This is a genomic window from Corynebacterium yonathiae, assembly GCF_027570195.1.
Classification (GTDB): domain Bacteria; phylum Actinomycetota; class Actinomycetes; order Mycobacteriales; family Mycobacteriaceae; genus Corynebacterium; species Corynebacterium yonathiae.
In genome coordinates, this window is the sequence record NZ_JAKMUZ010000001.1 from 188365 (window position 1) to 214509 (window position 26145).

Annotated in this window: 23 protein-coding genes and 1 pseudogene; 9 read left to right on the top strand and 15 right to left on the bottom strand. The window is 57.4% G+C overall.

Annotation, left to right across the window (positions count from 1 at the left end):
- Positions 1-76: 76 nt before the first annotated feature.
- From aroQ to aspS, 12 genes are all read right to left on the bottom strand, one after another.
- The gene (aroQ, locus tag L8V22_RS00855; RefSeq protein WP_238800796.1) at positions 77-505 is read right to left on the bottom strand and encodes a type II 3-dehydroquinate dehydratase; all 429 of its coding nucleotides are present in this window, start codon (positions 503-505) and stop codon (positions 77-79) included.
- Between the two features lie 2 nt (positions 506-507).
- On the bottom strand, positions 508-1578 hold the full coding sequence (aroB, locus tag L8V22_RS00860; RefSeq protein WP_238800794.1) for a 3-dehydroquinate synthase: 1071 nt from the start codon (positions 1576-1578) through the stop codon (positions 508-510).
- A 64-nt stretch (positions 1579-1642) separates the two neighbouring features.
- A complete protein-coding gene (locus L8V22_RS00865) occupies positions 1643-2179 on the bottom strand; it encodes a shikimate kinase (RefSeq protein ID WP_238800792.1) in 537 nt (178 codons plus the stop codon).
- 3 nt (positions 2180-2182) lie between these two features.
- Positions 2183-3394, bottom strand: a complete 1212-nt coding sequence (gene aroC / locus L8V22_RS00870; RefSeq protein ID WP_238800790.1) for a chorismate synthase — start codon at positions 3392-3394, stop codon at positions 2183-2185.
- A 68-nt stretch (positions 3395-3462) separates the two neighbouring features.
- Positions 3463-3855, bottom strand: coding sequence for an A24 family peptidase (locus L8V22_RS00875; protein ID WP_238800788.1), 393 nt, complete (start codon positions 3853-3855; stop codon positions 3463-3465).
- A gap of 113 nt (positions 3856-3968) precedes the next feature.
- A complete protein-coding gene (locus L8V22_RS00880; RefSeq protein ID WP_238800786.1) occupies positions 3969-4796 on the bottom strand; it encodes a shikimate dehydrogenase in 828 nt (275 codons plus the stop codon).
- A gap of 31 nt (positions 4797-4827) precedes the next feature.
- Positions 4828-6021 (bottom strand): endolytic transglycosylase MltG, encoded by a 1194-nt coding sequence (mltG, locus tag L8V22_RS00885; protein ID WP_238800958.1) that lies wholly within the window; start codon positions 6019-6021, stop codon positions 4828-4830.
- 38 nt (positions 6022-6059) lie between these two features.
- Positions 6060-6611 carry a Holliday junction resolvase RuvX gene (gene ruvX / locus L8V22_RS00890; protein WP_238800784.1) on the bottom strand — a complete coding sequence of 184 codons (552 nt, stop codon included), beginning with the start codon at positions 6609-6611 and terminating at the stop codon, positions 6060-6062.
- A 10-nt stretch (positions 6612-6621) separates the two neighbouring features.
- Positions 6622-9306 carry an alanine--tRNA ligase gene (alaS, locus tag L8V22_RS00895; RefSeq protein ID WP_238800782.1) on the bottom strand — a complete coding sequence of 895 codons (2685 nt, stop codon included), beginning with the start codon at positions 9304-9306 and terminating at the stop codon, positions 6622-6624.
- A 101-nt stretch (positions 9307-9407) separates the two neighbouring features.
- Positions 9408-10799, bottom strand: a complete 1392-nt coding sequence (locus L8V22_RS00900) for a replication-associated recombination protein A (protein WP_420839922.1) — start codon at positions 10797-10799, stop codon at positions 9408-9410.
- 43 nt (positions 10800-10842) lie between these two features.
- Positions 10843-12057 (bottom strand): phosphotransferase, encoded by a 1215-nt coding sequence (locus tag L8V22_RS00905; RefSeq protein WP_238800780.1) that lies wholly within the window; start codon positions 12055-12057, stop codon positions 10843-10845.
- Between the two features lie 123 nt (positions 12058-12180).
- Complete coding sequence (gene aspS / locus L8V22_RS00910; protein WP_238800772.1) at positions 12181-14013, bottom strand: aspartate--tRNA ligase; 1833 nt, start codon at positions 14011-14013, stop codon at positions 12181-12183.
- 244 nt (positions 14014-14257) lie between these two features.
- On the opposite strand from aspS, the gene ypfJ reads away from it, so the two are divergent.
- From ypfJ to L8V22_RS00945, 7 genes are all read left to right on the top strand, one after another.
- Positions 14258-15136 carry a KPN_02809 family neutral zinc metallopeptidase gene (gene ypfJ, locus L8V22_RS00915; RefSeq protein WP_238800770.1) on the top strand — a complete coding sequence of 293 codons (879 nt, stop codon included), beginning with the start codon at positions 14258-14260 and terminating at the stop codon, positions 15134-15136.
- A gap of 239 nt (positions 15137-15375) precedes the next feature.
- Complete coding sequence (locus L8V22_RS00920; protein ID WP_238800956.1) at positions 15376-16962, top strand: inorganic phosphate transporter; 1587 nt, start codon at positions 15376-15378, stop codon at positions 16960-16962.
- Positions 16963-17120: 158 nt separating this feature from the next.
- Positions 17121-17843, top strand: coding sequence for a CBS domain-containing protein (locus L8V22_RS00925; protein WP_238800768.1), 723 nt, complete (start codon positions 17121-17123; stop codon positions 17841-17843).
- A 61-nt stretch (positions 17844-17904) separates the two neighbouring features.
- On the top strand, positions 17905-19017 hold the full coding sequence (locus tag L8V22_RS00930) for an LLM class flavin-dependent oxidoreductase (RefSeq protein WP_238800766.1): 1113 nt from the start codon (positions 17905-17907) through the stop codon (positions 19015-19017).
- A 6-nt stretch (positions 19018-19023) separates the two neighbouring features.
- Positions 19024-19683 carry an FMN reductase gene (locus L8V22_RS00935; RefSeq protein WP_238800764.1) on the top strand — a complete coding sequence of 220 codons (660 nt, stop codon included), beginning with the start codon at positions 19024-19026 and terminating at the stop codon, positions 19681-19683.
- 169 nt (positions 19684-19852) lie between these two features.
- Positions 19853-21262 carry an L-serine ammonia-lyase gene (locus L8V22_RS00940; RefSeq protein WP_238800762.1) on the top strand — a complete coding sequence of 470 codons (1410 nt, stop codon included), beginning with the start codon at positions 19853-19855 and terminating at the stop codon, positions 21260-21262.
- Between the two features lie 11 nt (positions 21263-21273).
- A complete protein-coding gene (locus tag L8V22_RS00945; protein WP_238800760.1) occupies positions 21274-21849 on the top strand; it encodes a TetR/AcrR family transcriptional regulator in 576 nt (191 codons plus the stop codon).
- Positions 21850-21874: 25 nt separating this feature from the next.
- Here the strand turns inward: L8V22_RS00945 and hisS are convergent, their stop codons facing one another.
- The 3 genes and pseudogenes from hisS to tpx form a co-directional block, all read right to left on the bottom strand.
- Positions 21875-23164, bottom strand: coding sequence for a histidine--tRNA ligase (gene hisS, locus L8V22_RS00950; protein WP_238800758.1), 1290 nt, complete (start codon positions 23162-23164; stop codon positions 21875-21877).
- Between the two features lie 5 nt (positions 23165-23169).
- Positions 23170-23805: an MBL fold metallo-hydrolase gene (locus L8V22_RS00955; protein ID WP_238800955.1), complete on the bottom strand. Its 636-nt coding sequence runs from the start codon at positions 23803-23805 to the stop codon at positions 23170-23172.
- Positions 23806-23924: 119 nt separating this feature from the next.
- Positions 23925-24385, bottom strand: a pseudogene (tpx, locus tag L8V22_RS00960) (thiol peroxidase).
- 144 nt (positions 24386-24529) lie between these two features.
- On the opposite strand from tpx, the gene L8V22_RS00965 reads away from it, so the two are divergent.
- The gene (locus tag L8V22_RS00965) at positions 24530-25390 is read left to right on the top strand and encodes a peptidylprolyl isomerase (RefSeq protein ID WP_238800756.1); all 861 of its coding nucleotides are present in this window, start codon (positions 24530-24532) and stop codon (positions 25388-25390) included.
- Positions 25391-25744: 354 nt separating this feature from the next.
- A complete protein-coding gene (locus L8V22_RS00970; protein WP_238800754.1) occupies positions 25745-26104 on the top strand; it encodes a hypothetical protein in 360 nt (119 codons plus the stop codon).
- Positions 26105-26145 lie beyond the last annotated feature (41 nt).

The following is a 26145-nucleotide window of genomic DNA, read 5'->3' on the forward strand; positions in this document are numbered from 1 at the left end:
TATCGACGCAGCCTTAGCAGTTGGGCAGATTTCTATCTTCCTTGCTGCCGCCCAGCCCTATCTCGTTCGTGGGTGCCTATTGGCAGAGGTAGTCTACTGCCGCCACGTAGCCGAATACCCCTAATCCGGCGATAACACCGCGGGCGATAGGGCTGAGATAGGAATGATGGCGGAAGGGCTCGCGCGCGTGCACATTAGAGATATGCACCTCTACGAATCCGGCGCCATCCGCCACCTCTGCTAAGGCGTCCCGCAGGGCCACCGACGTATGGGTAAACCCGCCGGGATTGATAATCACCGGCTGTCCCGCATCGGCGGCGGCATGCACTTTCTCAATCAACTCGCCTTCATGATTGGACTGGAAAAACTCTACTTCGACCCCGTGCTCGGTAGCACGAGTTGAAATCATCCGTTCGACATCTGCCAAGGTAGTGGAGCCATAGATATCCGGTTGCCGCTTTCCCAAGCGGTTCAAATTCGGACCGTTAAGGACAATAATCTTCATTTCTACTCCGAAATCGCGGCGTAGGCCGCCTCTAGCTCTTGCGTGCTGGGGCCCTCCAAGCGGGTAGTCTCTCCCACCCCAGTCAAGGCTACAAAGCGGATCTTGCCGTCTCGATTCTTCTTATCATGGGTCATTGCCTCGTATAGATCTGCAAAGTGGCCTGCTTTATAGGAGGTCGGCAGCCCCACGCTGTGCAGGATCCGGCGGTGCTTTTCCACGAGTTCAGCGTCAATTAGGCCACGTGCCTGCGCCAGGTGGGCGATAAACATCATGCCCACTGCCACAGCTTTACCATGGCGCCACGCATAATTTTCGTGGCGCTCTACGGCATGGCCAAAGGTATGGCCGTAGTTCAGCGTTTCCCGCAAACCTGATTCTTTCAGGTCCTCGCCTACTACAGCGGCTTTTACCGCAATGGAGCGCTCAATCAATTCTGGCAATAAGCCTTCCGGGTCCAAGCACGCTCTCGGGTCGCATTCATAGCGCTCTAGGATTACCGGGTCATGGATGAAACCAGTTTTGATGATTTCCGCGGAACCGGCAACGATTTCCGCCTCGGGCAGGGTTTCGAGCCGCTCGAGATCCACAAACACAGAATCTGGCTCATGAAAGGCGCCAACCAGGTTCTTTCCGGCTGCCGTGTTGATGCCAGTTTTACCGCCGACGGCGGCATCTACCATGGCCAAAAGGGTGGTAGGAACCTGAATGACCTTGATGCCGCGCATCCATCCGGCCGCTGCGAACCCCGCCATATCGGTGGTGGCACCCCCGCCTAGGCCGATGATGACGTCACGGCGGCTAAAGCCCCTCTCCCCCAGCTGATCCCATACTTCACCGATGACCCTGAGCTGCTTGGCGGCCTCTGCATCGGGGATGTCGATAAGCGTGGGCGTTATGCCCTGCGCGGCAACGAGTTCCGCTAGATCCGCGGCGGCAGCGCGCAGGGGCGGCTGGAAGACAATGCCCGCCTGGGCGGCTCCGCTTTCCGCACAGCGCCGCGCTATGTCCTGGTTTAGACCGGCGCCAATGCGGACTTCATAAGGCTGTGGTCCATTAACGGCAATGGTGGGCATGGTGGTCCTTTCGGTTCGCCGCCGCGGCAGGGCGGCGAGAAACAAATGCTAGCGCGGTGGGCATCTACAAGGTATCGAGGAAGCCGAGAATATCGCCTACTACCTGCTGCGGGGTCCGAACATCTGTGCGTACTCGGTAATCGGCCACTTCCTGGTAAAAGGGGCGTCGAGTATCCACCAAGTTACGGTAGTGCTCGAGAGGATCGGCGGCCGCGAGAACCGGACGATTGCTGTCCCCAGAGGTACGCCGTGCGCCTTCTTCAGGAGAAATATCCAAAAAGATTACGGTGTGGCGCTCCAGCAGCTCGCGCGTGGAGTCTGTGAGCACTGCCCCGCCGCCAAGGCTGACTACCCCCGTAGTGCGCAATGCAGCCGCAACATGCTCGGCTTCGAGGGTGCGGAAGTCAGGTTCCCCGAGCTCGCTAAAGACCTCCCCGCAAGGCTTGTTCTTTGCCTGCTCAATAAGGTGATCCGAATCCACCAATTCGCAGCTTAGGGCATTGGAAAGGCGGCGGCCAATAGTGGATTTACCCGCACCTGGCGGGCCCACCAAAACAACGCGTGGACGAGGTTGGCCCGTAACGGCAGTTGGGGTGGTCATAACTTACTCCTGGTCAAAAGCAAGGCGGTCCGAAACGTATTCATCATACGCGGCGATAGCCTGCGAGGTTTCTTCGAGGCTATCCCCACCGAATTTCTCCAGCACGGCGCGTGCAAGGACAAGGGCAACCATGGCTTCTGCCACTACGCCGGCCGCCGGAACCGCGCAGACATCGGAGCGCTGATGAATGGCGGTAGCATCGGCACCGGATTCCATATCGATGGTGCGCAAGGCACGCGGGACCGTGGAGATCGGCTTCATCGCCGCCCGCACACGCAGCTGCTGCCCATTAGTCATACCGCCCTCGAGTCCGCCGGCACGGTTGGTGAGACGGCTAACGCCGTCGGCGGTACGCACCATTTCATCGTGAGCGGCGGAACCGCGACGGCGGGCCTCCGCAAAACCATCACCAATTTCCACGCCCTTAATGGCCTGAATTCCCATCAAGGCGCCTGCCAATTGCGCGTCCAGGCGATCATCGCCGGAAATGTGCGAGCCCAAGCCAATGGGCAGACCATCCACCACCACTTCGACGACTCCGCCCAAGGTATCGCCCTGCTTCTTTGCGGCTTCGATCTCCGCGATCATGGCGGTCTCTGCGTCCTTATCGAAGGCGCGAACGGGCGAATCATCGATGGCCGCGATGTCTGCGAACGCTGGCGCTGGCCCTTCATAAGGTGCAGCGGCGCCAATAGAAATGACGTGGGAGAGGACCTCGATGCCAAGGGTCTCGCGCAGGAAATTGCGCGCCACGGTAGCGGCAGCCACGCGCGCTGCAGTCTCGCGCGCGGAGGAACGCTCCAAAATGGGGCGCGCTTCACCATGGCGGTATTTCACCATGCCGGCAAAATCCGCGTGCCCTGGGCGTGGCCTAGTCAAAGCGGCACCGCGTCCAGAGTTCATAGCCTTGATATTGTCTTCATCGTCCATATCCAGCGGATCAGCCGACATGATGGTGGTCCACTTGGGCCACTCCGCATTGCCAATCATGATGGCAATGGGGCTGCCCAAAGTCAGCCCATGGCGCACTCCACCCAGCAGGGTGACCTCATCAGCTTCAAACTTCATGCGGGCACCACGGCCGTAGCCTAGGCGGCGCCGGGAAAGCTGATGAGAAATATCGGCGCGGGTAATAGGGACCCCAGCGGGCATGTGCTCCAGCAGAGAAATAAGAGCCTGGCCGTGGGATTCACCTGCAGTAGTCCAACGAAGCATGCGGGTATTATCGCACGGCGCGGCCCATCCGGTACCAACTTGGTCCGGCAATATATTCTTCCACCCCCTCAAAGAGGGTGCACGCACACCACTACCCCGGCCGCTGCTAGCAGCATCGCGGGCCCATGCGGACTCTTCTTCTGCCCTGTACAAACAGACCAACCGAGCGTGAGCAGGCAGGCACAGCCGCTGGCTGCCACCACCCCCATAAACCCGGCGACATGCCCCACCAGCATTCCCAACGGCAGGGCCAGCTTGATGTCCCCGCCGCCTACTCCTGCATGGGCCCGCCCAAGTACCAGATACATCCCTGGCCACCACGCCCCACCCCAGTTGGCCACTGCAAGCGACAGTACTGCGGCCGGAAGCGTCAGCCAATCCGGCAATCGGCGCTGCCGAATATCCCACCAGGATAAGGCTGCTGCCCATAGACAATAAATTATTCCCCCGAAAATCAGCACGGCGCTTAGATTAGAGCAAACCGCCGTCTAAGCGCTTCCCATAGCCACCCATAGGGCGAAATTCGCAGCGCTTATTGCACGCGGTAGCCGCCCGCGCTTGGCGAAGTCCCCTTCTATTTAACCGTCTGCGAGCGTCGCTGTAGTTCCTGGTTCAAAGCCTGCAGCATTTCTTCCCGGGGAGCAGCCACCCCGGTAAATTGCTCGAATTGGCTAAATGCTTGGTATGCGAGCATGACCTGCCCGCCGACGGACTTGTAGCCGTTAGCCGCTGCGCACGTGGTCAACGGGGTGGGCCACGGATCGTAGATGACGTCTAGCACCGGCGCGTGGGCTATGTCGAAGACGTAGTCTTCCAACGCGGCGGCTGGAACCGTAGACACAATGACATCGGCTGCGCGAGAAATTGCTGTTAAGTCACCGGAGAAGCCAGTAAAGGAAAGCTCTAACTCTAATTTCTGGGCAAGTGGCTGTAACTCTGCGCTACGGTCCGAACGATTGAGGACCGTAACGGTAGTAATTCCGCGCTCGGCGAGCGCCCACAAGGCAGGACGCGCGGTTCCCCCGGCTCCAATGAGCAGCGCGTGACGTGCCGGAGAATCTCCCAAAAGCTCTGCTAGTGCACCACGCACGCCTTCGGTGTCGGTATTATCTGCAAACCAACCCTCTGCTCTGCGCACTAGGGTATTCGCTGAACCAATCAGCTGTGCGCGGTCACTTGTGATGTCCGCGAAGCGGAGGGCCGCAAATTTGCCCGGCATGGTTACGGAAAAACCAGCAAACTCGGGAGCACTCGCGCCCACCACCTCCGGCAGACTCTCCGCTGTCACCTCGAAGCGAGTGTAGTCCCAGCCGCTCAGCCCGGCGGCCTCGTAGCCGGCATTGTGGAGCACTGGAGACAACGAGTGCTCGATGGGACTACCTAAGACTGCCGCACGTGGCATCGGGTTCTACCTCTTCGTGGTTTTCGCGACTTTATTGGGCGGGTTGATCGGCAGCGGCATCGCCGTTTCCGGAACCGGCGCCCTCCCCTTCGCGTTTGGAGTCAAGCACGCCGGAGCGGATGGCGTCATCAACGCGGCCCAAGTGCTCATCGTAGGTATCGGAGAAGACAGTGGTGCCTTCTTCGTCCACGGTGACAAAGAACTTCCAATTGCCCTCAGCAGGCTGCTCCATGGCCTTGATTGCATCATCCGAAGGAGAAGCAATCGGGGTATCTGGCAGACCCTCCTTTGCGTAGGTATTCCACGGAGTCTTCTCCTCACGGGCCTCATCGGTGGTGGCCAGCTCAACGTCTTCCAAGCCATAGTTCACAGTGGAGTCAAACTCCAAGCGCATCGGCTCGTCCAGACGGTTAAGGATAACGCGGGCGACCTTGTCGAATTCACCGGCGGGCGCCTCGCGCTCCACCAAGGAAGCGGAAGTGAGCAGCTCATAAGGGCTCAGGCCGATAGCCTGGGCGCGTTCTTCGATCTTGGTCTCGTTGTAGCGCTTGGTAGAGCGCGTGATGAGGTCCTTCAGAATATCTTTGGCCTCCATATTGGGGTCCAGGACGTACTGGCCGGGAGCGATAAGACCCTCGATGCGCATGGGGTCATTGCCGCGCTTGTTGATGGCTTCAAGTGCCCACTGTGGAGCGCCCAGTTCAGCCGGGTCGGTTTCCGCCGCAACCTTTTCTAGGTCTTCCTTCTTCAGGCAATTGCCATCATTGCAGCTGACTTCGGAAATCAGGGAGTAGATGCCGTAGCGCACGTCTCCGCCAACAACCTTGACGTCCTCCAAGGTTGCGCCGCCTTGCACCTCAAGCATGTCGACGCGGTTTTTCTCATCCAGCAGCGCCTCGACCGCGGAGTCCGCGCTCATCTCTTCCTGCAGGCGGTAGAAACCGGGCTGGATCTGGCTCGCACTGTGATTCATAGAAGCGGCAGAGTCGAAGGCGTCCTGGGTCTTGACCACATTCTTCTCCACCAATGCGGGACCGAGCTCGGACATGGACGAGCCCTCCGGTACCTCCACTAGCTGCGTGGTACCGTTGCCGGTTCCTTCATAGTCGGCGGAGGTATTGCCAAGGCGGAATCCAATATAAATAAGGGCACCAAGGATAACGATGATCGACGCGATAATAACGGCAATGCCGCGCTGGCGACGCTTGACGTATTTCGGCTCCATCGATCGGCCGAGGCGTTCTTGGTTACGGCTCACGTGTTTTAGTCTCCTGAGTCTGAAGGCTGGTCAATTGCATCAACTGAGCGAAGAGCGCTCGCGCGCCCATCCAACCAAGTCTGCAAAATCTCCACCGCTGCTGCTTGGTCGATGACTTTACGGCCCTTCTTCTCGGACACGCCGGACGCACGCAGCGCGGTAGTTGCCGCAACGGTGGTCAAACGCTCATCAGCCAAACGTACTGGTGGTGGAACTTTATCTATATTTGCATTTCGATTCAACCGACGGCGGATCCGAAACGCGATTTCCTTAGCGTGTTTTACGCTTTTCGAACCATTTCCCTGCAAATCCCGTGGCAGCCCCACGACGATTTCGACCGCATCGTATAAATCAATTAATTCCAGGATCCGGTCAATATCGCCCTTATCGCGGTCCTTGAAGCCGGTTTCTCGGTGCACGGTTTCCACAGGGGTAGCTAGCGTTGCTTCCCTATTGGACACGGCCACGCCGATGCGCACCGTACCGACGTCCAAGGCGAGCCGGCGCCCCAGCCCTGGATCATCTCCCCCGGGGGTATCTGGTTCCACTTTTGCCACGGTCGAACTCCTAGAGGGACTCGAGCATGTCCTCGACGGCTGCAAAGCCGCGCTCTGCTCCGGCAGCGGAAGAGCCAGAGCCTTGGGCCATATCCGGCTTACCGCCACCGCGGCCATCGACATACTGACCAAAGGTCTTGACAATGTCGCCGGACTTCACACCTCGTCCGACGGCCTTTTCGGTGGCTGCCGCGATGAACGGGAACTTGCCCTTATCTTGGGCACCCAAGACAATAACGGCCTCTTCCTCGCGCAGGCGGTTGCGCAGGTCGGTAGCGACGGTGCGCAGATCCCCGCCGGTCGTGCCCTCCGGCAACGTCAGCGCAATAACCTTGAACCCATTGATGTCCTTGGCGGCGCCGACAAACTCGGCAGCACGCGCAGCCAATTGCTGTGTGCGGAGAGTCTCGATTTCCTTCTCCGCCGCCTTGAGCTTCTCAGAAAGTTGAGCAATACGCTCCGGCAGATCCTCGGTCTGTACCTTAAGCTCGCGGGAAACGCCTTCTACCAAGGCGGTTTCCTTCGAGTAGTAGCGGAAGGCATCCAGACCGGAGTAGGCCTCGATGCGGCGAGCACCAGAGCCAACGGATGATTCACCCAGTACGGAAACCGGTCCGATTTCAGAAGAGGATCCAACGTGGGTACCGCCGCATAACTCGATGGAGAAAGGTCCACCGATTTCTACTACGCGGACTTCTTTGCCGTAGTTTTCACCGAATAGGGCCATAGCGCCCATGGCCTTAGCCTCTTCCAAAGAGGTCTCAATAGTGTTGACCGCAAAGTTGGAGTCAATTGCCTGGTTGGTAATCAAGGCAATCTCTTCCAGCTGGGCCTGGCTAAGCTGCTCGGTGTAGTTGAAGTCAAAGCGCAGGTAGCCTGGCCGGTTCATAGAACCTGCCTGGACAGCGGTCGGGCCAAGCACCTGGCGCAGTGCAGCATGAATCAGGTGAGTTGCAGAGTGCGCCTGGGTAGCACCATGGCGCCACTGCTTGTCGACGGCCGCCTCAACAGACATTCCCAAGTCCAGACCGCCAGCCGTAACCGTAGCCTTGTGGACCCACAGCTTCTTGCCAATCTTTTGGACGTCATTGACCTCCAGCAAAGATTCGCCGGCCACGATGCGCCCGCGGTCCGCCATCTGCCCGCCTGCCTCGGCATAAAGCGGGGTGTGGTCCAGGATGACCTCTACCTCTTCGCCCTCGTGTACTTCATCAACCTTTTCGCCGCTGCGGACTAGGCCGATGACGCGGGCGTCGGAAGTAAGCTCCTCAAAGCCGGTGAAGACGGTGGGGTTATTGTCTACCCAGTCGCGGTAGAGGGAAAGGTCAGTATGCCCGTGCTTCTTGGCCTGATTATCAGCCTTGGCGCGGCGGCGCTGCTCACCCATGGCATCGTTAAAGCCGTCCATGTCCACCTCAAGGCCGGCTTCTTGAGCCATCTCCAACGTCAGGTCGATGGGGAAACCGTAGGTGTCGTGCAGCTCAAAGGCCTTCTCACCCGGCAGAACCTTTGCGGTCTTCGCGCGGGAGGTGGACTTGAGTTCTTGGACAGCGTCATCGAAGAGACGGGTACCGGACTCTAGGGTCTTGAGGAAGGCCTTTTCCTCGTTGACGGCCACGCGCAGAATGCGCTCGCGGTTGTCCGCGATCTCCGGGTAGGACGGGGTCATGGTGTCCATGACCGTATTCATAAAGCGCTCCATGGGAGCGCCCTGAGCGCCAAGCAACTTAGCGGAACGGATGATGCGGCGCAGCAAGCGGCGCAGGATGTATCCGCGGCCTTCATTGCCCGGGGTCACGCCGTCCAAGATAAGCATCATGCCGGTACGGGAGTGGTCCGCTACCACGCGGAAGCGGATATTGTCCTCGTGGGAGGCCTTATCACCATAGGTAGCACCAGTCAGTTCCTCGGCGACGTCGATCACCGGGCGCAAAAGGTCTGTTTCATAGACGTTATCTACGCCTTGCAGGATGCAGGCTACGCGCTCAATGCCGAGGCCGGTATCGATGTTCTTCTTGGGCAGCTCGCCAACGATTTCAAAGTTGCCCTTGCCAATGCCCTCGCCGCGCTCGTTTTGCATGAAGACCAGGTTCCAGATCTCCATGTAGCGATTATCATCGGCAATCGGACCGCCGTCGTTGCCGTATTCCGGGCCACGGTCGTAATAGATTTCGGAGCAGGGACCGCATGGTCCGGGGATGCCCATGGACCAGTAGTTATCCTCCATGCCGAGTCGCTGAATGCGCTCTTCCGGGACGCCGATCTTATCGCGCCAAATCTCGGCGGCCTCATCATCATCGAGGTACACCGTGACCCACAAACGCTCAGGGTCCAGGCCAAATCCACCCTCGTCCACGGCGCCGGTAAGCAAGGTCCAGGCGTTGGTGATGGCGCCTTCCTTGAAGTACTGACCAAAGGAGAAGTTGCCTGCCATCTGGAAGAAGGTGTTGTGGCGGGTGGTAATGCCAACCTCATCGATGTCTAGAGTGCGGACGCACTTCTGGATGGAGGTGGCCAGCCCCTTAGCAAAAGGCGGGTTCTGTTGTCCCAGGAAATAGGGCTTGAACGGAACCATACCCGCGTTGACGAAAAGCAGGTTAGGGTCATCCAGGATCAGCGAGGCGCTTGGCACTGCCTCGTGACCAGAATTGACGAAGTGCTGGGTAAACCGTTCCCGGATCTCATGAGTCTTCACGAGCAACAATCCTAACTGTATGAGCTTTCATCTTCTATCGAGAAGTTTCTAACCCGCCCAACTTTACCCTTCGCTACACCGCAATTTCCCTTGGGTAGGTATCAGCACGGCCGGCGAGCGTTTTTACCGGCTGAACGCTTGCCGCGAATTATGCTGCGCAGGCGGCCTATATAGTCATAAACGCGCTTTTCAGCCCCATGATCGGTGGGTTCATAATAAACGGAACCCTCCAGCTCATCGGGCAGGTATTGCTGTTCTACTACGCCACGGGGATCATCGTGGGGGTAGACATAGCCCACGGCATTTCCCATTCGCTTTGCACCCTCGTAGTGCCCATCGCGCAGATGCGCTGGCACATGGCCCACCTTCCCGGCGGCCACATCTGCTTGGGCCTGCGTAATAGCGGAAATGACCGATGGCGACTTCGGCGCGGTGGCCAGGTGGATGGTGGCCTGCGCCAAGGGGATTCTCGCCTCCGGCATTCCGATGAGCTGTGCGGCCTCGGCCGCCGCCACAGCCACTTGAAGCGCGGTGGGATCAGCCATACCAATGTCCTCGGAGGCGTGCACTATGAGCCGCCGAGCAATAAAGCGCGGATCCTCCCCTGCCTCCACCATGCGGGCCAAATAATGCAGCGCAGCATCGACATCGGAGCCACGAATGGATTTAATAAACGCGGAGACCACATCATAGTGTTGGTCGCCGTCGCGGTCATAGCGCACCACCGCTTTATTAACGTTGTCCGTGACCGTCTGTGGGGTAATTTCCCCACCGTCGTCCACCGCTTCGGCGGCCGCCTCCAGATAGGTCAGCGTGCGGCGCGCATCGCCGCCGGCTAGGAGAACCAACTGGTCCAACGCCTCGTCGCTTATCCGAATTCGGCGCTCGCCCAAGCCACGATCGCTATCTAGCGCGCGCTTGGCGACGCCTCTTAGGTCGTCGTCGCTTAGCGAGTGCAACTGCAATAGCAGCGAGCGAGACAATAGCGGCGCAACGACGGAAAACGAAGGGTTTTCCGTGGTCGCCGCCACGAGCAACACCGTACGGTTTTCTACGGCCGCAAGCAGCGCATCCTGCTGGGTTTTGGAAAAGCGGTGTACCTCATCGATAAAGAGGACAGTCCGCCGTCCGTGAATGAGCTCCTGCCGAGCGTGGGTGATGACCTCGCGGACCTGCTTTACACCCGAATCAAGCGCTGAAAGGCCCACAAAATTCTGTCCCATCTGGCTGGCGATGAGTGAGGCAATCGTGGTCTTGCCGGTGCCCGGCGGCCCGTACAAAATCACAGATGCCTCCCCAGAGCCTTCTACTAGGCGGCGCAACGGTTTTCCTGGGGCCAGAAGATGGTCTTGACCTACCACTTCATCCAAGCTCTGCGGACGCATCCGCGCCGCCAGTGGAGACCCTGCATGGGTGGCGAAAAGATTCTTACCAGGCAATGACGAGGCGCCATTGTCCGGAGCGGGCCCGCCAAATAACGAGTCTTGAGACACTAAAAAGCTACCTCCTACATGGGTGCGGGCACGTCGTGTTCAACTATTCATCATCCAAGCGGCGCGCAATGGCGCTGCCGAATTCCGCGATGGGTGCGCAGGAGGGGCCATCGCAGCGCGCGGCATAGCGCGACAGTGCCTCGAAGGTTTCGTATAGATCGCGGCGAACAAGCAACTCATCTTCCGTAAACGGACCGTGGTCAGCCGGACGCAAGATAGAGCGCTGCGGATCATGGAAGACCTCCGCTTCTCCCCTGGCAAGCGCGACCAGCCCTTCGATACCGCCGGCATGCATCGTGGTCACGCTCGACAGGGCCCATCCGATAAGTGACGCCACGATAAGGCCATGAATCTCATCCGTATTAGAAAATAGCGGCCACACCTCTGCAACAGCACGAGACCAAGCAGAGATAAAAATATCTGCCTCTTCATCCGTAATCGGTTTAGAAAAGAGGAACTGCGGGAAACCGGCGATAACGCAAGCCACGTCGAAGCCAACGTTGCGGAATCCTGCCCATTCATAATCCAGGAAATGCAGACGCTGAGAAACGATAATGTTATCCGGTGAAAGGTCAAAGGGAGTAAACGCCCGGTCCTTGCCGGAGGCCAACGACTGGGAGGCTTGGCCGGCAAGCTCCCGAAAGCTTGCTGGTGCTTCGAGTCCTGCTTTATCCAGCAAATTGAGGCCAATGCCGATGGAGCGCTCCAGCGCCTCATCGCGCACGGACTGATGCGGGGCCAATTCCGGATTCTTGCGCAGCATGCGATTGAGCAGGGTTGCATAATCTTGCTCATGGCCGGCGGTTCCCGCGTGCATATGGCCCAGTGCGCTACCCAACGAGCGCAGCACCCGCACGCGATCGGCATCGGAGGACTGCACTAGGACGTCGGCAAGCGTTTCGCCCTCACCCAAGTCCGTCAACACGATAATGCGCTGCTCCAAGTCGTGTGCGAGAAGCACTGGGCCGGGGCGCACGTCCTCAGATAACGCGGTAGTGAATTGATAAGCCACAACCTCGCGCAACATCGCGGCATCATCGACGCCATAACCTGTAACCGGGTTGTACTTAATGACTACCGAGCGGTGTGGCAAAAATGCGCTGGGGGCGATCCTGGCGCGCAGGACCAGTGCATTGCCGGAACCGTCCAAGCGCTCCACGCTCGACATTTCTGGGGTGCCACCAAAACGACGCGACAACATCTCCGAGGCGGCCTTGATGACGTCCTCGGGCGATAGCACAGTTTCGTTTTCATCCATAGTTCTATCCAGTATGCCCCCGCACACCAAAGCGGGGTCACAAATTCGCCCACAGCGAAATCGCCGCGGCCTACAATGCGCCCCGCACGGTGTGCCTTGCTGGCTGAGGATTAAGCTACCTGCCTACTTCTCCTCAGCGGTCTCAACCGCAGTGGAACCAGCCTTGTCCTGTTCCTTCTTCTTTTCCGGCTTGTAGTCTACGCCGGTTTCCTTGCGCTGTGCGGCAGGGATTGGCGCAGGGGCGTCGGTAAGCGGGTCTACGCCGCCGCCGGACTTCGGGAACGCAATGACGTCGCGGATGGAGTCGAAGCCGCCCAGCAGGGAGACAATGCGGTCCCAGCCAAAGGCGATGCCGCCGTGTGGCGGGGCGCCATAAGAGAAGGCGTCGAGCAGGAAGCCAAACTTCTCCTGAGCTTCCTCGTCCCCAATTCCCATCACGTCGAAGACGCGCTTCTGGACGTCCTCCTGGTGGATACGGATAGAACCGCCGCCGATTTCATTGCCGTTGCAAACAATGTCATAAGCATAAGCAGTAGCCTCGCCTGGATTCTGGTCGAAGGAGTCGAGCCATTCCGGCTTCGGGGAGGTAAAGGCGTGGTGAACCGCGGTCCACTTGGAGTGACCCAAAGCGACGTCGCCAGAAGCGGTTGCATCGGCAGAAGGCTCGAAGAGCGGGGCATCAACAACCCAGGTAAATGCCCAATCGCCTTCCTTGATAAGGTCCAGCTTCTTTGCAATCTCGCCGCGCGCAGCACCCAGCAGGGCACGTGAAGACTTGGTGTCGCCAGCGGCAAAGAAGATAGCATCGCCTGGCTTAGCGCCGACGTGCTCTGCGATGCCCTCGCGCTCGGCGTCGGTAATGTTCTTGGCGACCGGGCCGCCCAATGTGCCGTCCTCACCCACGGTGATATAAGCCAAGCCCTTCGCACCGCGCTGCTTAGCCCACTCCTGCCAAGCATCGAACTGACGGCGCGGCTGAGAAGCGCCGCCCTCCATTACTACAGCGCCTACGTATTCATTCTGGAAGACGCGGAAGGTGGTGTCCTTGAAGAACTCGGTACACTCCACAATCTTGATGTCGAAGCGCAGGTCCGGCTTATCAGAGCCGTAGTACTTCATCGCATCAGCGTAAGTCATGCGCGGGATGGGAGTTTTGATCTCGTAGCCAATGAGCTTCCACAGCTCAGTGACAATCTCCTCCGCCAAGGCGATGACATCGTCCTGGTCCACGAAGGACATCTCCACGTCGAGCTGGGTAAACTCCGGCTGACGGTCAGCGCGGAAATCTTCATCGCGGTAGCAACGAGCAATCTGGTAATAGCGCTCCATGCCAGCAACCATGAGCAGCTGCTTGAAAAGCTGCGGGGACTGTGGCAATGCGTACCACGTGCCTGGCTTCAAACGCGCTGGAACTAGGAAGTCGCGTGCACCCTCTGGGGTGGAACGAGTCAGAGTCGGGGTCTCGATCTCTGCAAAGTCATGGGAATCCAGTACCTTGCGGGCGGCACGGTTAGCCGCAGAACGCAGCCGCAGCGCCTTAGCCTGGCGCTCGCGGCGCAGGTCCAGGTAACGGTACTTCAAGCGGGTCTCCTCGCCTACCTCACCAGAGGTGGAAGGATCATCAATCTGGAAGGGCAGCGCTGCGGACTTGTTGAGCACCTCTAAATCCGCGACGTTGACCTCAATCTCACCGGACGGCAGGTTGGGGTTTTCGGAGCCCTCAGGGCGAGGCTCTACGGTGCCGGTGACCTTAACGCAGTATTCAGAACGCAGGTCGTGGGCGCGCTCAGCCACATCGGATTCGCGAAAGACGACCTGGGCGATGCCGGAGCGGTCACGCAGGTCAATGAAGATCACACCACCGTGATCGCGGCGGCGGGAGACCCAACCGGTTAGGGTGACGGTCTCTCCTGCGAGTTCTTTGCGGAGCTCACCAGCTAAGTGGGTACGCAACACTGTTGTTCAATCCCTTCTGAAAATTGTGTCACTTGCGGGTCCCGCCACGCGTAAACAGCGCGCGCCAAACCAAGCACAAGACTAGGAACGGGCACGATTCTACATCCCTACCGGTACACAGAGCGCAGTAAGGTAGACGCAACCCAAACGTTGAAGGCTGAAGATGAGGAACGCTCCATCTCCTTGGCCCCTATGCGCCTATCTTCATCCTGTACTGAGTGGGTCCATGTGGCACTATTTAGACATGACTTTTAGATCTGGTGCCGATTTCGGCGGCAAAGAAGCTCGCTCTGGTGGCGGTGGCGGCGGCATCGCCATCGGCGGTGGTGTCGGCTCGATCGTATTGGTTGGCCTTTTCCTACTGCTCGGCGGTAACCCCTCCGACTTGGGCTCAATCCTCGGCAGCGAGCAGACCCAATCCGACGGCGCTGCACAGGGAAATAGCCCGGAATGCGAAACTGCAGAAGACGGCAATACTAAAGACGAATGTCTCGTAGAGTTCACCGGCCGCAGCGTGGACAACGTCTGGTCCAAGGTTCTGCCAGAACAAGCAGATATCCAATACACCGAACCGGAGCGTGTGGTCTTCCACGGCGGAGTTAATACCGGATGTGGCGCGGCGTCTTCTTCCACCGGCCCCTTCTACTGCCCGCGAGATGAGTCCGCCTATTTCGACACCGCGTTCTTTGAGTCCTTGCGCGACTTCGGCGCGGATAATACCCCTTTGGCTCGCATGTACATCGTGGCCCACGAGTTTGGTCATCACATTCAAAACCTTGAGGGCACCCTCGGCCTGTCGGATTATAACGACCCAGGCGCTGATTCGAATGCCGTGAAAATTGAGCTGCAGGCGGACTGCTACGCCGGCCTGTGGGCTTCCTACGCCGACAAGGGTGACAACCCGTTGCTAGAACCAATCACCAATGAACAGGTCTCCAACGCAGTCGCGGCCGCCCAAGCGGTAGGCGATGACAATATTCAACGTCGGTCCGGCGGCCAGGTGCAGCCCGATTCTTGGACGCATGGTTCCTCTGAACAACGTGAGAAGGCATTCCTTGCGGGATATAACTCCGGCAAGATGGCCGAGTGCGACACCCTGGGTCGTGGCGCCTACCGTGACTAAACTTTGAACGTGGCCGCCACCCGGAATGGCGGTCATTATGTTAGTCAATAGCCACATTGCTTTAACGGGATCCACACCTTTAGTTCACCTTCCGGTCACCTAGACCTTTTAGTCTGGGCGTGCATTCTCTACATAAGAATTCCCTTTGAGAATCTCCCTCACCCCGCTGAGAAACGCGGCTGTATCTTTTGTGCACGCTTTCCCGAAAGGTTCTTCCTGTGTCTACCCCCACCACCCAGATGACGGATATCGAGGCCGTCAATGGCAAGGGCAACGATTGGATTTGGCACGCCATCTTCGGCAGCCTTACCGCCGTTACCCTCATTGGCTTTATGATTTGGGGCCACGATTATGTCGATGGCTCTAGGCCTATTCTCCTTGGTACCGCCATTCTCTTCGCTCTTTTCATGGCCTTCAATATTGGCGGCAATGACGTTGCCAATTCCTTCGGCACCTCCGTGGGCGCCGGAACGCTGTCTATGAAGCAGGCCCTCGTTGTTGCTGCTATCTTCGAGGTCTCCGGCGCTATCCTCGCCGGCGGCGAGGTCACCGATACCGTGCGTTCGGGCATCGTTGACCTTGACGCCATCGATGGACTAGCCCCCATGGAATTCGTCTACATCATGATGGCTTCCCTTTTGGGTGCGGCCATTTGGCTACTTGTGGCCACGCGTATGGGCTGGCCAGTATCTACCACCCACTCCATCGTCGGAGGCATCGTCGGCGCGGCGCTCACCGTCGGCTTCGTTACCGGCAAGGGCGGCTGGAGCATGGTTCAGTGGGGAGAAATTGGCACCATTGCCATCTCGTGGGTGCTCTCCCCTGTCCTAGGCGGTATCGCTGCTTTCATCCTATTTAAGTGGATTAAGTCCTCTATCTTGGTCTACAACGAGGAAGCGGACCAGAAACTACGCGAAATCAAAACCCGTCGCGCAGAACTGCGCCAAGAGCATAAGACTCGCTTTTCTCGCTTGAATGAGATCCAGCAGATTAGCTACACCAATGCCATGGCCCGCGACGCGGCTTTGGTTGCAGAAGAAGACTTTGATCCGGAGCAGCTGGAGTCTGAGTACTACCGAGATCTATATGACCTCAACAAGGACATGGACGATGTCAAAGCCCACCGCGCCCTAGAGAGCTGGGTACCGGTACTTGCCGCCATTGGTGCCATCATCATTTCCGCCATGGTCATGTTTAAGGGTCTCAAGCACACCGGACTCGATTTCAGCGTACTGCAAAACCTGCTGGTTATGGGCATGGTGGGCGCAGTGGTATGGATGGCCGTATTTATCTTCGCCCGTTCCCTCAAGAAGAAGTCACTGGCTAAATCAACTTTCCTCCTCTTTTCTTGGATGCAGGTTTTTACAGCCTCCGCCTTCGCTTTTTCCCACGGTTCCAATGATATTGCCAACGCCATTGGCCCCTTCGCTGCCGTTATTGACGTTCTGAAAACGGATCAAGTAAACGATGAGGCTGCCGTGCCTGTTGCGGTCATGATTGCCATGGGTGTCGCACTTATTTCCGGGCTGTGGTTCATTGGCCGTTTCGTGATTCAAACGGTGGGCTCAGGTCTGACGCAAATGCACCCTTCCTCCGGCTTCGCTGCTGAGCTTGCCGCTGCCGGTGTAGTCATGGGCTCGTCCATATTGGGCCTTCCGGTTTCTTCCACCCACATCCTCATCGGCGCCGTGCTAGGCGTGGGCATCGTCAATAAAGCAGCTAACTGGAACCTGATGAAGCCTATCGCCTTGGCATGGGTCATCACCCTTCCCGCCGCCGCAGTTATCGCTGCGGTGACCGTGTCTGTGCTGCGCGTAGCCTTTTAGAGGCGTCTCGGCGCCGAACTTGCTCACTAAGCTCTCCGCATCCGCTAGCTCCACCGGCCGTACTACCGGGACTAGCGGATATTTCATTTTCTAAATGGAGGTTATCCGGGCACTTCGCTTGGCGACGTCTCCCTTTCTTGTCACTTACACTGGCCCTTATGACCGCGCACCGAGCTACCACATTCCTTGCCGCATTCAATGACATAGAACAACACTTGCGTTCCACCCTTAATGCAAAGAACTCGGATTCCTTTTGGTGGCTAGTAGACAGGGCACGAGACAAGCACTTTCTTTCTGGCAAGCAGGCTGAGGCGCTGAAAGATTTTTCTAACCTTCGCAACGCTATCGCCCACGGTCGCTATTTCGATTCCGAACCTATCGCTGAACCACACGAGGCAGTACTAAGACAGATTTCCGCTCTCCGGGACATTTTGCTTACCCCTCCCGATACCCTCCGCATTTTGCAGCCGCGACCGGTGTTTACCTTGCCGTCTTCCACATCTATTTTGGATGCCTTTAACGTCATTAAGGACGAAGACTTTTCCCAAATTCCCATCTATGACGAGGGCAGCTACACCGCTTTGCTGACCACCAACACCATTGCGCGTTGGGTTGCCGCAGATTTAAGTGATAATCACCTACTCGATGCTGCAGACATCGCGGACATTGTGAAATTCAAAGAACCCAGCGATCGCGCCATCTTTCTTGCCCGTAGCGTAAGCGTGCAGGAAACGATGGACCGCCTATCGGAACCCGATAGCCAAGGGCACCGACCATGCGCAGCTATCATCACAGAACACGGCAAGCCCAATGAGAAGCCCCTGCGCTTGGTTACACCGGCCGACTTACCGGCACTTTTTGATGCCTTAGAATGGGAATGATTCGCTCGTCGTTTGGCACTACGGCTATTTTTGCTCCAGCGCACGGCATAGAAAGGTAATCATGCAATTCGGCATCTTCAGTATCGGGGACTTAACCGCTGACCCCATCTCAGGGAAAACCCCCAATGAGTCTGAGCGCATCCGCAACTTAACGGAGATTGCGCTCAAGGCCGAGGAAGTTGGACTTGACGTTTTTGCCACCGGCGAGCACCACAACCCACCCTTCGTGCCGTCCTCACCCACCACGCACCTAGCTTATATCGCCGCCCAGACGAAGCGCTTACAACTATCGACAGCAACCACCCTCATCACCACTAATGACCCAGTCAAGATCGCAGAGGATTACGCCTTCCTCCAGCACCTTGCTAACGGACGCGTAGACCTCATGCTGGGCCGCGGAAATACCGGCCCGGTCTATCCGTGGTTTGGCAAGGATATTCAGCAGGGCATTCCTCTTGCCATTGAGAACTATCACCTTCTTCGCAGGCTCTGGCGCGAGCCGGTAGTTAATTGGCATGGCAAGTTTCGCGCAGGGCTGGAAGGATTTACCGCTACTCCGGCACCACTGGATGGAATTCCGCCCTTTGTCTGGCACGGCTCCATTCGTTCGCCACAGATTGCCGAGCAAGCTGCTTATTACGGCGATGGTTTCTTCCACAACAATATTTTCTGGAATAAAGAGCACACTGCTCAGCTGGTAGATCTCTACCGCCGGCGATTTGCAGCCTACGGCCATGGTCAAGCCGACCAAGCAATTGTAGGCCTTGGCGGCCAAGTCTTTATCGGCGATACCGAGCAAGCGGCTAAGGATTTCTTCCGTCCCTACTTCGACAACGCTCCAGTATATGGTCACGGTCCGAGCCTTGAGGACTTCACTGCACAGACTCCACTGACTGTCGGTACCGTGGAACAGGTAGTTGAAAAGACCCTCAGCTTTGCTGATTGGGCGGGTGACTACCAACGCCAGCTATTCCTCATCGATCACGCCGGCCTTCCCCAGGAAGTAGTTCTGGAGCAGATAGAAATCCTGGGCACACAGGTTGTGCCCGAGCTGCGGCGCCGCTTTGAACAGCGCCGTCCAAGCCACGTGCCCTCTGACCCGCCAACGCACGCTAGCTTGCTCACTAAGCGCTACTCCTCACACCTGCAGGTCAGCCCAGGAAAGGAGAACTAATTAGCTATGCGCTCCCTACTCGTTATCTCAGCTGGTCTTTCACAGCCTTCCTCCTCTCGCAGACTGGCAGACATGCTCGCAGAAGCCACCCGCGCCAAGATTTCCGCGCGCGGTGAAGGAGCCCAGATCGACGTCATTGAGATTCGCGACTTAGCCTACGAACTCGCTACTGCCATGACTGATCGGACCGCGCCGACGCCATTGCTTACGCAAGCCAAGCAGCGAGTTGCCGAGGCTGATGGCCTCATCGCCGTCACCCCTGTATTCCAGGGCAGCTATTCAGGTCTATTCAAGATGTTCTTTGACACTTTGGAGCCCCATGCCCTAGACGGGCTTCCCACAATCATCGCGGCTACGGCTGGCTCCTCGCGCCATGCGCTGATTCTGGACTACGCGCTCCGTCCGCTGTTTAATCAACTCCACGCGAGCGTGGTGCCGACGGGCGTTTTTCAAGCGGCAGAAGATTTAGGCACTCCTGAAGGAGAGCGTTTTACCGCCCGTATTGAGCGCTCTGCCATTCAGCTAGCTGATCAGATGGTTACCCCTCGCGACAGAGTGGCAGGAATTGCCGGCGATTTCAGCGGCCGGGGAGGAAGACCTACCATCCGGTTATCCAAGGAGAACTTCATTCCCCTTGAAAACCTCTTAGATGGATACGGAAAATAGAGCACAAGGCCAGCATCAATACGCATAGGCCCCGATTGATAGAAGGTGTGACTTTCGCTACACTGGTCACATAAAATCTGCCTTCCCCTTCCGTTCCGGTTTCTTCCGACGTAGGAAGACCTATGCACCCGACAGCAATCTCTCCAGAAAGGTTCGGCACAGCTTAACTATGACAATTAGTGTCACGGACATATTCTCCATCGGCATTGGCCCCTCCTCTTCGCACACCGTCGGGCCCATGCGTGCGGCTAAGCAATTCCTCGATTCCCTCGAGAAGCACCCGGCAAAGGTGTATACCGAGTTGCGAGGTTCTCTTTCTGCCACTGGCCGCGGGCATGCCTCCGACCGCGCTGTTATCCTCGGGCTCGCTGGCTGGGATCCGCTAAGTGTGCCTATCGACGCCGAGCCACACGCAGGTGGATTTATCCCCAGTGAGGGAACCATCTCTGGCCCCCGCGGCACGGTGGACTATGAGATCGTTTTTGATAACGAGCCACTTCCCCAACACCCCAATGGCATGATTTTTAGCGCTTGGGATGATAGCGGCAATCTCATCGCAGAAAAGGAAGAGTACTTTTCTGTCGGCGGCGGCTTTATTCTCTCTCGCTCCGAGCTCGATGCGGAAGTAGCCGAAAGCAACGAGGTTCCAGCTGGTGTAGCCGCAGCACAGGTTGATGACTCCGTTCCTTATCATTTCACCACGGGCGAAGAATTGCTCAATCTGTGTGAGGCTCATGACAAGGCGATTTGGGAGATCGTGCTCGCCAATGAGGAAGCCTTGCACCGTGACGAAGGCGGCGCCGAATTCGCTTTGCGGCACCTCGATCTGGTCTGGGACATTATGCGAGAGTGTGTGACCGAGGGCATTTCCACCAAAGGCCTGCTACCCGGTGGGCTGCGCGTGCCACGCCGCGCCCCGAAGATGTACGCTCAATTGCTGGAAAACCAGGATGACGACAGCTGTGGTTTTTCTGCCATGGAGTGGGTTAACCTCTACGCCCTAGCGGTCAATGAGCAAAACGCAGCCGGCGGACGCGTCATCACCGCGCCTACCAATGGCGCGTGTGGCATTATTCCGGCGGTACTGCATTATGCACGCGATTTCCGCGCGGACTTTACTCGGTCGACTGCTCGCCGTTACCTTTTGACCGCCGGTGCTATCGGCATGATTATCAAGGAAAATGCGTCCATTTCCGGAGCTGAGGTCGGCTGCCAAGGCGAAGTGGGCTCTGCCTCCGCTATGGCCGCCGCGGGCATGGCAGAGCTACTGGGTGCTGCTCCAGCCCAGGTGGAAAACGCTGCGGAGATCGCGTTGGAACATAATTTAGGTCTGACCTGCGACCCAGTTGGCGGCTTGGTGCAAATTCCATGCATTGAGCGCAATGCGATTGGCGCAGTGAAATCCATCAATGCCGCACGCATGGCCAAAATGGGCGAAGGAACCCACCATGTGACACTGGATAATGCGGTGCAAACCATGGCCGAGACCGGCCGCGATATGCTCTCTCAATACAAGGAAACCTCCCTGGGCGGATTGGCCAAGACCATGGGCTTTAGTGTTTCCCAGGTGGAGTGCTAAAAAGAGACTCCATGCGCGCAGATGCCCTTCACCGCCGCACAGCCATTGTGGCCGCGGCGTGTCAGCTCTTTCGTACCCACGGCGATAATGTCGCTCTAGATAAGGTAGCCACTCAAGCCGGGGTGAGTGTGGCCACGGTTTATCGCAACTTCCCCAACCGCGCGAGCCTGATTCGTGCTTGTGCGGAGTATATGGGTGAAGCGTTTGCGAAGTTCCAACAGCGCCTTATCACGGACTTCGAGCATCCCACGCACTCTGGGGAGGACTACGTTCGTACCTACGCCAGCCATATCCTGACCATGGGGCTAAACACTCTCATTCCCGCCTTTGTCCCGCAGGATTTAGATTCTTTAAGCCCCGAATTGACCGCGCAGCGAAACCTCTTAGAGCGCAACGGACGGCGGTTTATTGAGCTTGGGCAACAGCAAGGCGAGATTGGCCCTGGCGTCACCCACCTCGAGTTCATCGTGGGCCTGCTGAGCTTGGCTCGCCCCCGCGAGGTTAATGTCGAGGCTTACCAGCCGGATATTCAAGAAAAAATCATTGATCTCTATTTGGCAGGTATTAAAAGAGGGCACCGCACTTAAGCGCGATGCCCCCGGCTAGAGATTTTTAATCCTCGTCATGCATTTGCCGTGCAAGGGTCGAAACTAGGTCAGCGACGTTGACGTCGTGCTGCTCGTGAGCGGCTAGGTCCTTGAGTGCGACGGTGCCGTTTTCTAGCTCCTGTTCGCCGAGGACGAGCGCGAATCGAGCGCCGGCGCGGTCAGCTCCCTTCATCGCCCCCTTGAGTCCACGGTCTCCAAAGGACATATCCGCCGAAATTCCCGCCTTGCGGAGGTCATTGATAAGAGTGGTCATGGTGCGTTTTGCGGCTGAGCCCAAAGCCACACCGAAAACATCCACGCGGGAATCAACGCCATCGAGAGTGATGCCCTCTGCCTCCAGTGCCAAAAGGGCGCGATCTACGCCCAAGCCGTATCCGATGCCGGACAGGTCTTGACCGCCCAGCTGGGCCATCAGGCCGTCGTAGCGGCCACCGCCGCCGATTCCGGACTGCGCACCAAGGCCATCGTGAACGAACTCGAAGCAGGTCTTGGTGTAATAATCCAAACCGCGAACCATACGCGGGTTAATCTCGTAGGCCACGCCCATATCATCCAGCATGCCGGTGACGGTTTCGAAGTGCTCCCGGCACTCATCATTGAGGTGGTCAAGCATCAAGGGGGCATCAGCAAGCTGCTCTTGCACCTCTGGACGCTTATCATCGAGCACGCGCAGCGGGTTAATCTCTGCACGATGGCGGGTCTCTTCATCCAAGTCGAGCTTGAAGAGAAACTCCTGCAGCTTCTCCCGGTAAGCCGGGCGGCAATTACGATCACCCAAGCTGGTGAGCTCTAGGCGGAAGCCAGTAAGTCCTAGCGCGCGGAAAGAACGATCTGCCAAAGCGATAACTTCGGCGTCTAGCGCGGGATCGTCGACGCCAATAGCTTCTACGCCTACCTGCTGCAGCTGACGGTAGCGACCAGCCTGGGGGCGCTCATACCGGAAGAACGGACCAAAATAGTTGAGCTTAACCGGCAACTGGCCTCGGTCCAGATTGTGCTCAATGACCGAGCGCATCACGCCGGCGGTCCCCTCCGGTCGCAACGTCACGGAGCGCTCGCCTCGATCGGCGAAGGTATACATCTCCTTAGACACCACGTCGGTGGACTCTCCGACGCCACGAGCAAAGAGCGCAGTGTCTTCGAAGATAGGCAGCTCAATGTGCTGGAAGCCGGAGAGATGTGCCTGCTCCACCATGGTCTGGCGCACCTTATAGAAAGCGGCCGACTGCGGCGGGAAATAGTCTGGGACACCTTTGGGGGCGGACAGGGCTTGGAACTGCTTCTTTTTACTCACGGCTATTACAGTACCTCCCTCAATGTTGCGAAGAAGGGATTGGTCGCCCTCTCCTTTCGCATCGTGGTGGTGGGGCCGTGCCCGGGCAAAAGGTCTAAGTTGTCTGCCAAGCTCCATACTGGGCCGGCGAGCGACTTTTGCATGGCATCGGGGTCCGAGTGAGGCAGGTCAGTGCGCCCAATGGCACCGGCAAATAACACATCCCCAGTTAGTGCAAAGTCCTGCGAGACGATCATGACGCACCCCGGCGAATGCCCAGGCGCGTGTTTAAGGGTGAATTCATGACCGAGCAGCTCTAGAATTTCCCCATCGCACAGCTCGCGGACGGTTTCGATGGGGGTCATGTGCGCGGCGTCGAAAAGCTCTTGCGCTTGCGCCGAAACACCTTCGCCACGATCCAGCATGAATTTATCAGCGGGATGAATATAGACAGGGATATCAAGCTTTTTCGCTAGGGTGCCGGCGTCTCGGGTGTGGTCAATGTGGCCGTGGGTAAGCACGATAGCCTCATAGTCCAAGTCATGCTCTAGGACTTTTTCCATCGCATCCATGCCGGGATCAACAATGAAGGCGCGACGGCCCTCTGAAATCACATAAGTATTGGTGTGAAAGGGGCCGGCAGTAAAACCGTAGATTTCCATACCCACCACCCTAGCTGCCGCCATAAAAAAGAGCCGGCCTCCCCCATCTTCTCAATGAGCGGAGACCCGAACCATCGGAATGATTAACGCAATACGTCCCATACCTTTTCATAGTCCAGCTAGGTAACAACACCTAGCACCATTTCAGTGTGGATGATTTTATGGTTTTCATCAGCCACCACCACGGACCGGGCAAGAAGACCTTCCAAGACGGAATCGCGTACGGTCACGCCGAACTTCTCGCCAAAGTCCGATCGAAATGCGGAGGCAGCGATGACATCGTTAATACCCTTAGTCGCACAAAAGCGCTTGAGGGTAAAGGGCAAGTCACGAGAAACGCAAAGAAGCCTAGTATTGTCTAGCTGCGAGACTTGTTCATGGAAGCGACGCAGTTGCTCCTGGCAGGCAGGGGTTCAATAGAGGGAAACATAGAGATAATAAGGCGCGTGCCCGCAAAGGTCTCATTGGTAATCTGACTCAGGTCGGTACCGATGAGTTCAAATTCGGGCAGCGGATCTCCCACTGCGGGAAGTTCACCTACGGTGGGCGTTGGTGGATCGGTAAATTCTGGTTCAACCACGGAAAACTAGGGTACTTATGATTGAGTTGAAAAGCCATTAACTTGCCCTAATTCCGGTGCCTACGCTTTCCCCGCAGTATAGAACCGCTAAACTCGGTCAGGTTGAATCATGCCACCGAAAATCGCTAGAAAGGTTGACTCCCGGTGCCAAATAATCAAAAACGCGGCGAAGAGGCGTTGAGCAAGCTCGAGCGCGAACTAAAATCCCGCGAACGCAAGCAGAAGGCACGCCCGCTAGGCGTTGTTGCCGCTTCCCTCGTAGTAATCCTCGCTCTCGTGGGCGGCATCTACTTCCTGTCCACCCACGAAGGTGACGATGAGAACGTACAGGCTGAGGAGTCTTCTGCAGCTGAGACCTCGCAGGAAACCCCACAGGCAGAGCCCATCGCAGATAAGCGCGCAAAGGCCCTGCCGGATACCGTGACCTGTACGTACGAAGATAACGGTCAGGATGCCAACGGCGCGAAGAAGCCAGCGGGCAAGGACATTTCCACCAAGGGCACTGTCACTGTCTCCTTTGAGACCAATCAGGGCACCATTGAGATGGAGATGGACCGTGCCAAGGCACCGTGTACCACCAATGCGATTTCTGAGCTGGCTAAATCCGGCTACTACGATGACACCGTCTGTCACCGCATGACTTCGGGCGAACTCAACGTTTTGCAGTGCGGCGACCCAACCGGTTCCGGCTCCGGCGGCCCTGGCTTTAGCTTCGCTGATGAGTACCCCACCGACGAAGTAGATGAGAAGGACGCTCAGAACCCCGTTATCTACCCGCGCGGCTCCGTTGCGATGGCCAACAGCGGCCCAGATACCAATGGTTCCCAGTTCTTCCTCAACTACGACGATTCCGAGCTGGCCCCGAGCTACACCTACTTCGCTACCATTACCGATAAAGGTATGGAGACGATGGACAAGATTGCCAAGAACGGCGTCGAAGGCGGCCAGCCGGATGGCAAGCCAGCCAAGGAAGTCAAGATCACGAAGGCAACCGTCAAGGCCTAAGGGCTTTAAAAGCCCTGCTTGACGACGCTCCCTATTCCCACTACTACCCAGACCCCTTACCAGGGGTAGAGAAGAAGCCTCGGCCGTTCCCCACATTTACTGTGGACGGATGCGCCGGGGTCTATTCTTTCCTTAAATTAAGCTGAGCCTACTTATGAGGTTTAAGCTGCAGGAACAATAGAGCACTAAAAATCTCCTAGATCACATTAGCAACAAGAGTGAACAAGCAGAACACAGCGGGCTCTCAGCTAGTTCAGTGAGCAAATAACATCCTGCCAATACCGTTGCGGAAGCTTGTCAGTCTGTCTATTATTGGCACTGTCTTTCAATACCGAGCTTGTTAGGAATCAAAAAATGAAGCTTTTCTTCCGCAAGGCACTCGTTGCCGGCGCAACCGCTCTGTCCGTCGCTTTCGCAGGCACCACCGTTGCCAACGCTGAGGACACCACCAACGGCTCTTCTTCCGAGGTAGCCGGCGTAGCTAAGGAACTGTTCAACTCCTCCTCCGCCGGCAACGACTACGCTTCTGACAAGGACGGCGAGTCCAACTCCAACACTGACGACTCCAAGAAGAAGGAAGACACCCGTACTTCCAAGGAGAAGGCAGACGACATCAAGGCTTGGATCGGCGTCTTCACCGCTGTCATCGGCGCCTTGGGCACCCTGTTTGCTTTCGCTAACAAGTACTTCGACCTGCCTTTCGGCACCAAGTAAGATAAGCGCTTCATAGCGATTCTTAAGCCGCTCCATTCCAT

What these genes read in the sequence shown, in the direction of transcription:
- aroQ (WP_238800796.1), bottom strand. Translation starts at nt 505, where the DNA reads ATGAAGATTATTGTCCTTAACGGTCCGAATTTGAACCGCTTGGGAAAG.
- aroB (WP_238800794.1), bottom strand. Translation starts at nt 1,578, where the DNA reads ATGCCCACCATTGCCGTTAATGGACCACAGCCTTATGAAGTCCGCATT.
- L8V22_RS00865 (WP_238800792.1), bottom strand. Translation starts at nt 2,179, where the DNA reads ATGACCACCCCAACTGCCGTTACGGGCCAACCTCGTCCACGCGTTGTT.
- aroC (WP_238800790.1), bottom strand. Translation starts at nt 3,394, where the DNA reads ATGCTTCGTTGGACTACTGCAGGTGAATCCCACGGCCAGGCTCTTATT.
- L8V22_RS00880 (WP_238800786.1), bottom strand. Translation starts at nt 4,796, where the DNA reads ATGCCACGTGCGGCAGTCTTAGGTAGTCCCATCGAGCACTCGTTGTCT.
- mltG (WP_238800958.1), bottom strand. Translation starts at nt 6,021, where the DNA reads ATGGAGCCGAAATACGTCAAGCGTCGCCAGCGCGGCATTGCCGTTATT.
- L8V22_RS00905 (WP_238800780.1), bottom strand. Translation starts at nt 12,057, where the DNA reads ATGGATGAAAACGAAACTGTGCTATCGCCCGAGGACGTCATCAAGGCC.
- ypfJ (WP_238800770.1), top strand. Translation starts at nt 14,258, where the DNA reads ATGACTTTTAGATCTGGTGCCGATTTCGGCGGCAAAGAAGCTCGCTCT.
- L8V22_RS00920 (WP_238800956.1), top strand. Translation starts at nt 15,376, where the DNA reads ATGACGGATATCGAGGCCGTCAATGGCAAGGGCAACGATTGGATTTGG.
- L8V22_RS00925 (WP_238800768.1), top strand. Translation starts at nt 17,121, where the DNA reads ATGACCGCGCACCGAGCTACCACATTCCTTGCCGCATTCAATGACATA.
- L8V22_RS00930 (WP_238800766.1), top strand. Translation starts at nt 17,905, where the DNA reads ATGCAATTCGGCATCTTCAGTATCGGGGACTTAACCGCTGACCCCATC.
- L8V22_RS00935 (WP_238800764.1), top strand. Translation starts at nt 19,024, where the DNA reads ATGCGCTCCCTACTCGTTATCTCAGCTGGTCTTTCACAGCCTTCCTCC.
- L8V22_RS00940 (WP_238800762.1), top strand. Translation starts at nt 19,853, where the DNA reads ATGACAATTAGTGTCACGGACATATTCTCCATCGGCATTGGCCCCTCC.
- L8V22_RS00945 (WP_238800760.1), top strand. Translation starts at nt 21,274, where the DNA reads ATGCGCGCAGATGCCCTTCACCGCCGCACAGCCATTGTGGCCGCGGCG.
- L8V22_RS00955 (WP_238800955.1), bottom strand. Translation starts at nt 23,805, where the DNA reads ATGGAAATCTACGGTTTTACTGCCGGCCCCTTTCACACCAATACTTAT.
- L8V22_RS00970 (WP_238800754.1), top strand. Translation starts at nt 25,745, where the DNA reads ATGAAGCTTTTCTTCCGCAAGGCACTCGTTGCCGGCGCAACCGCTCTG.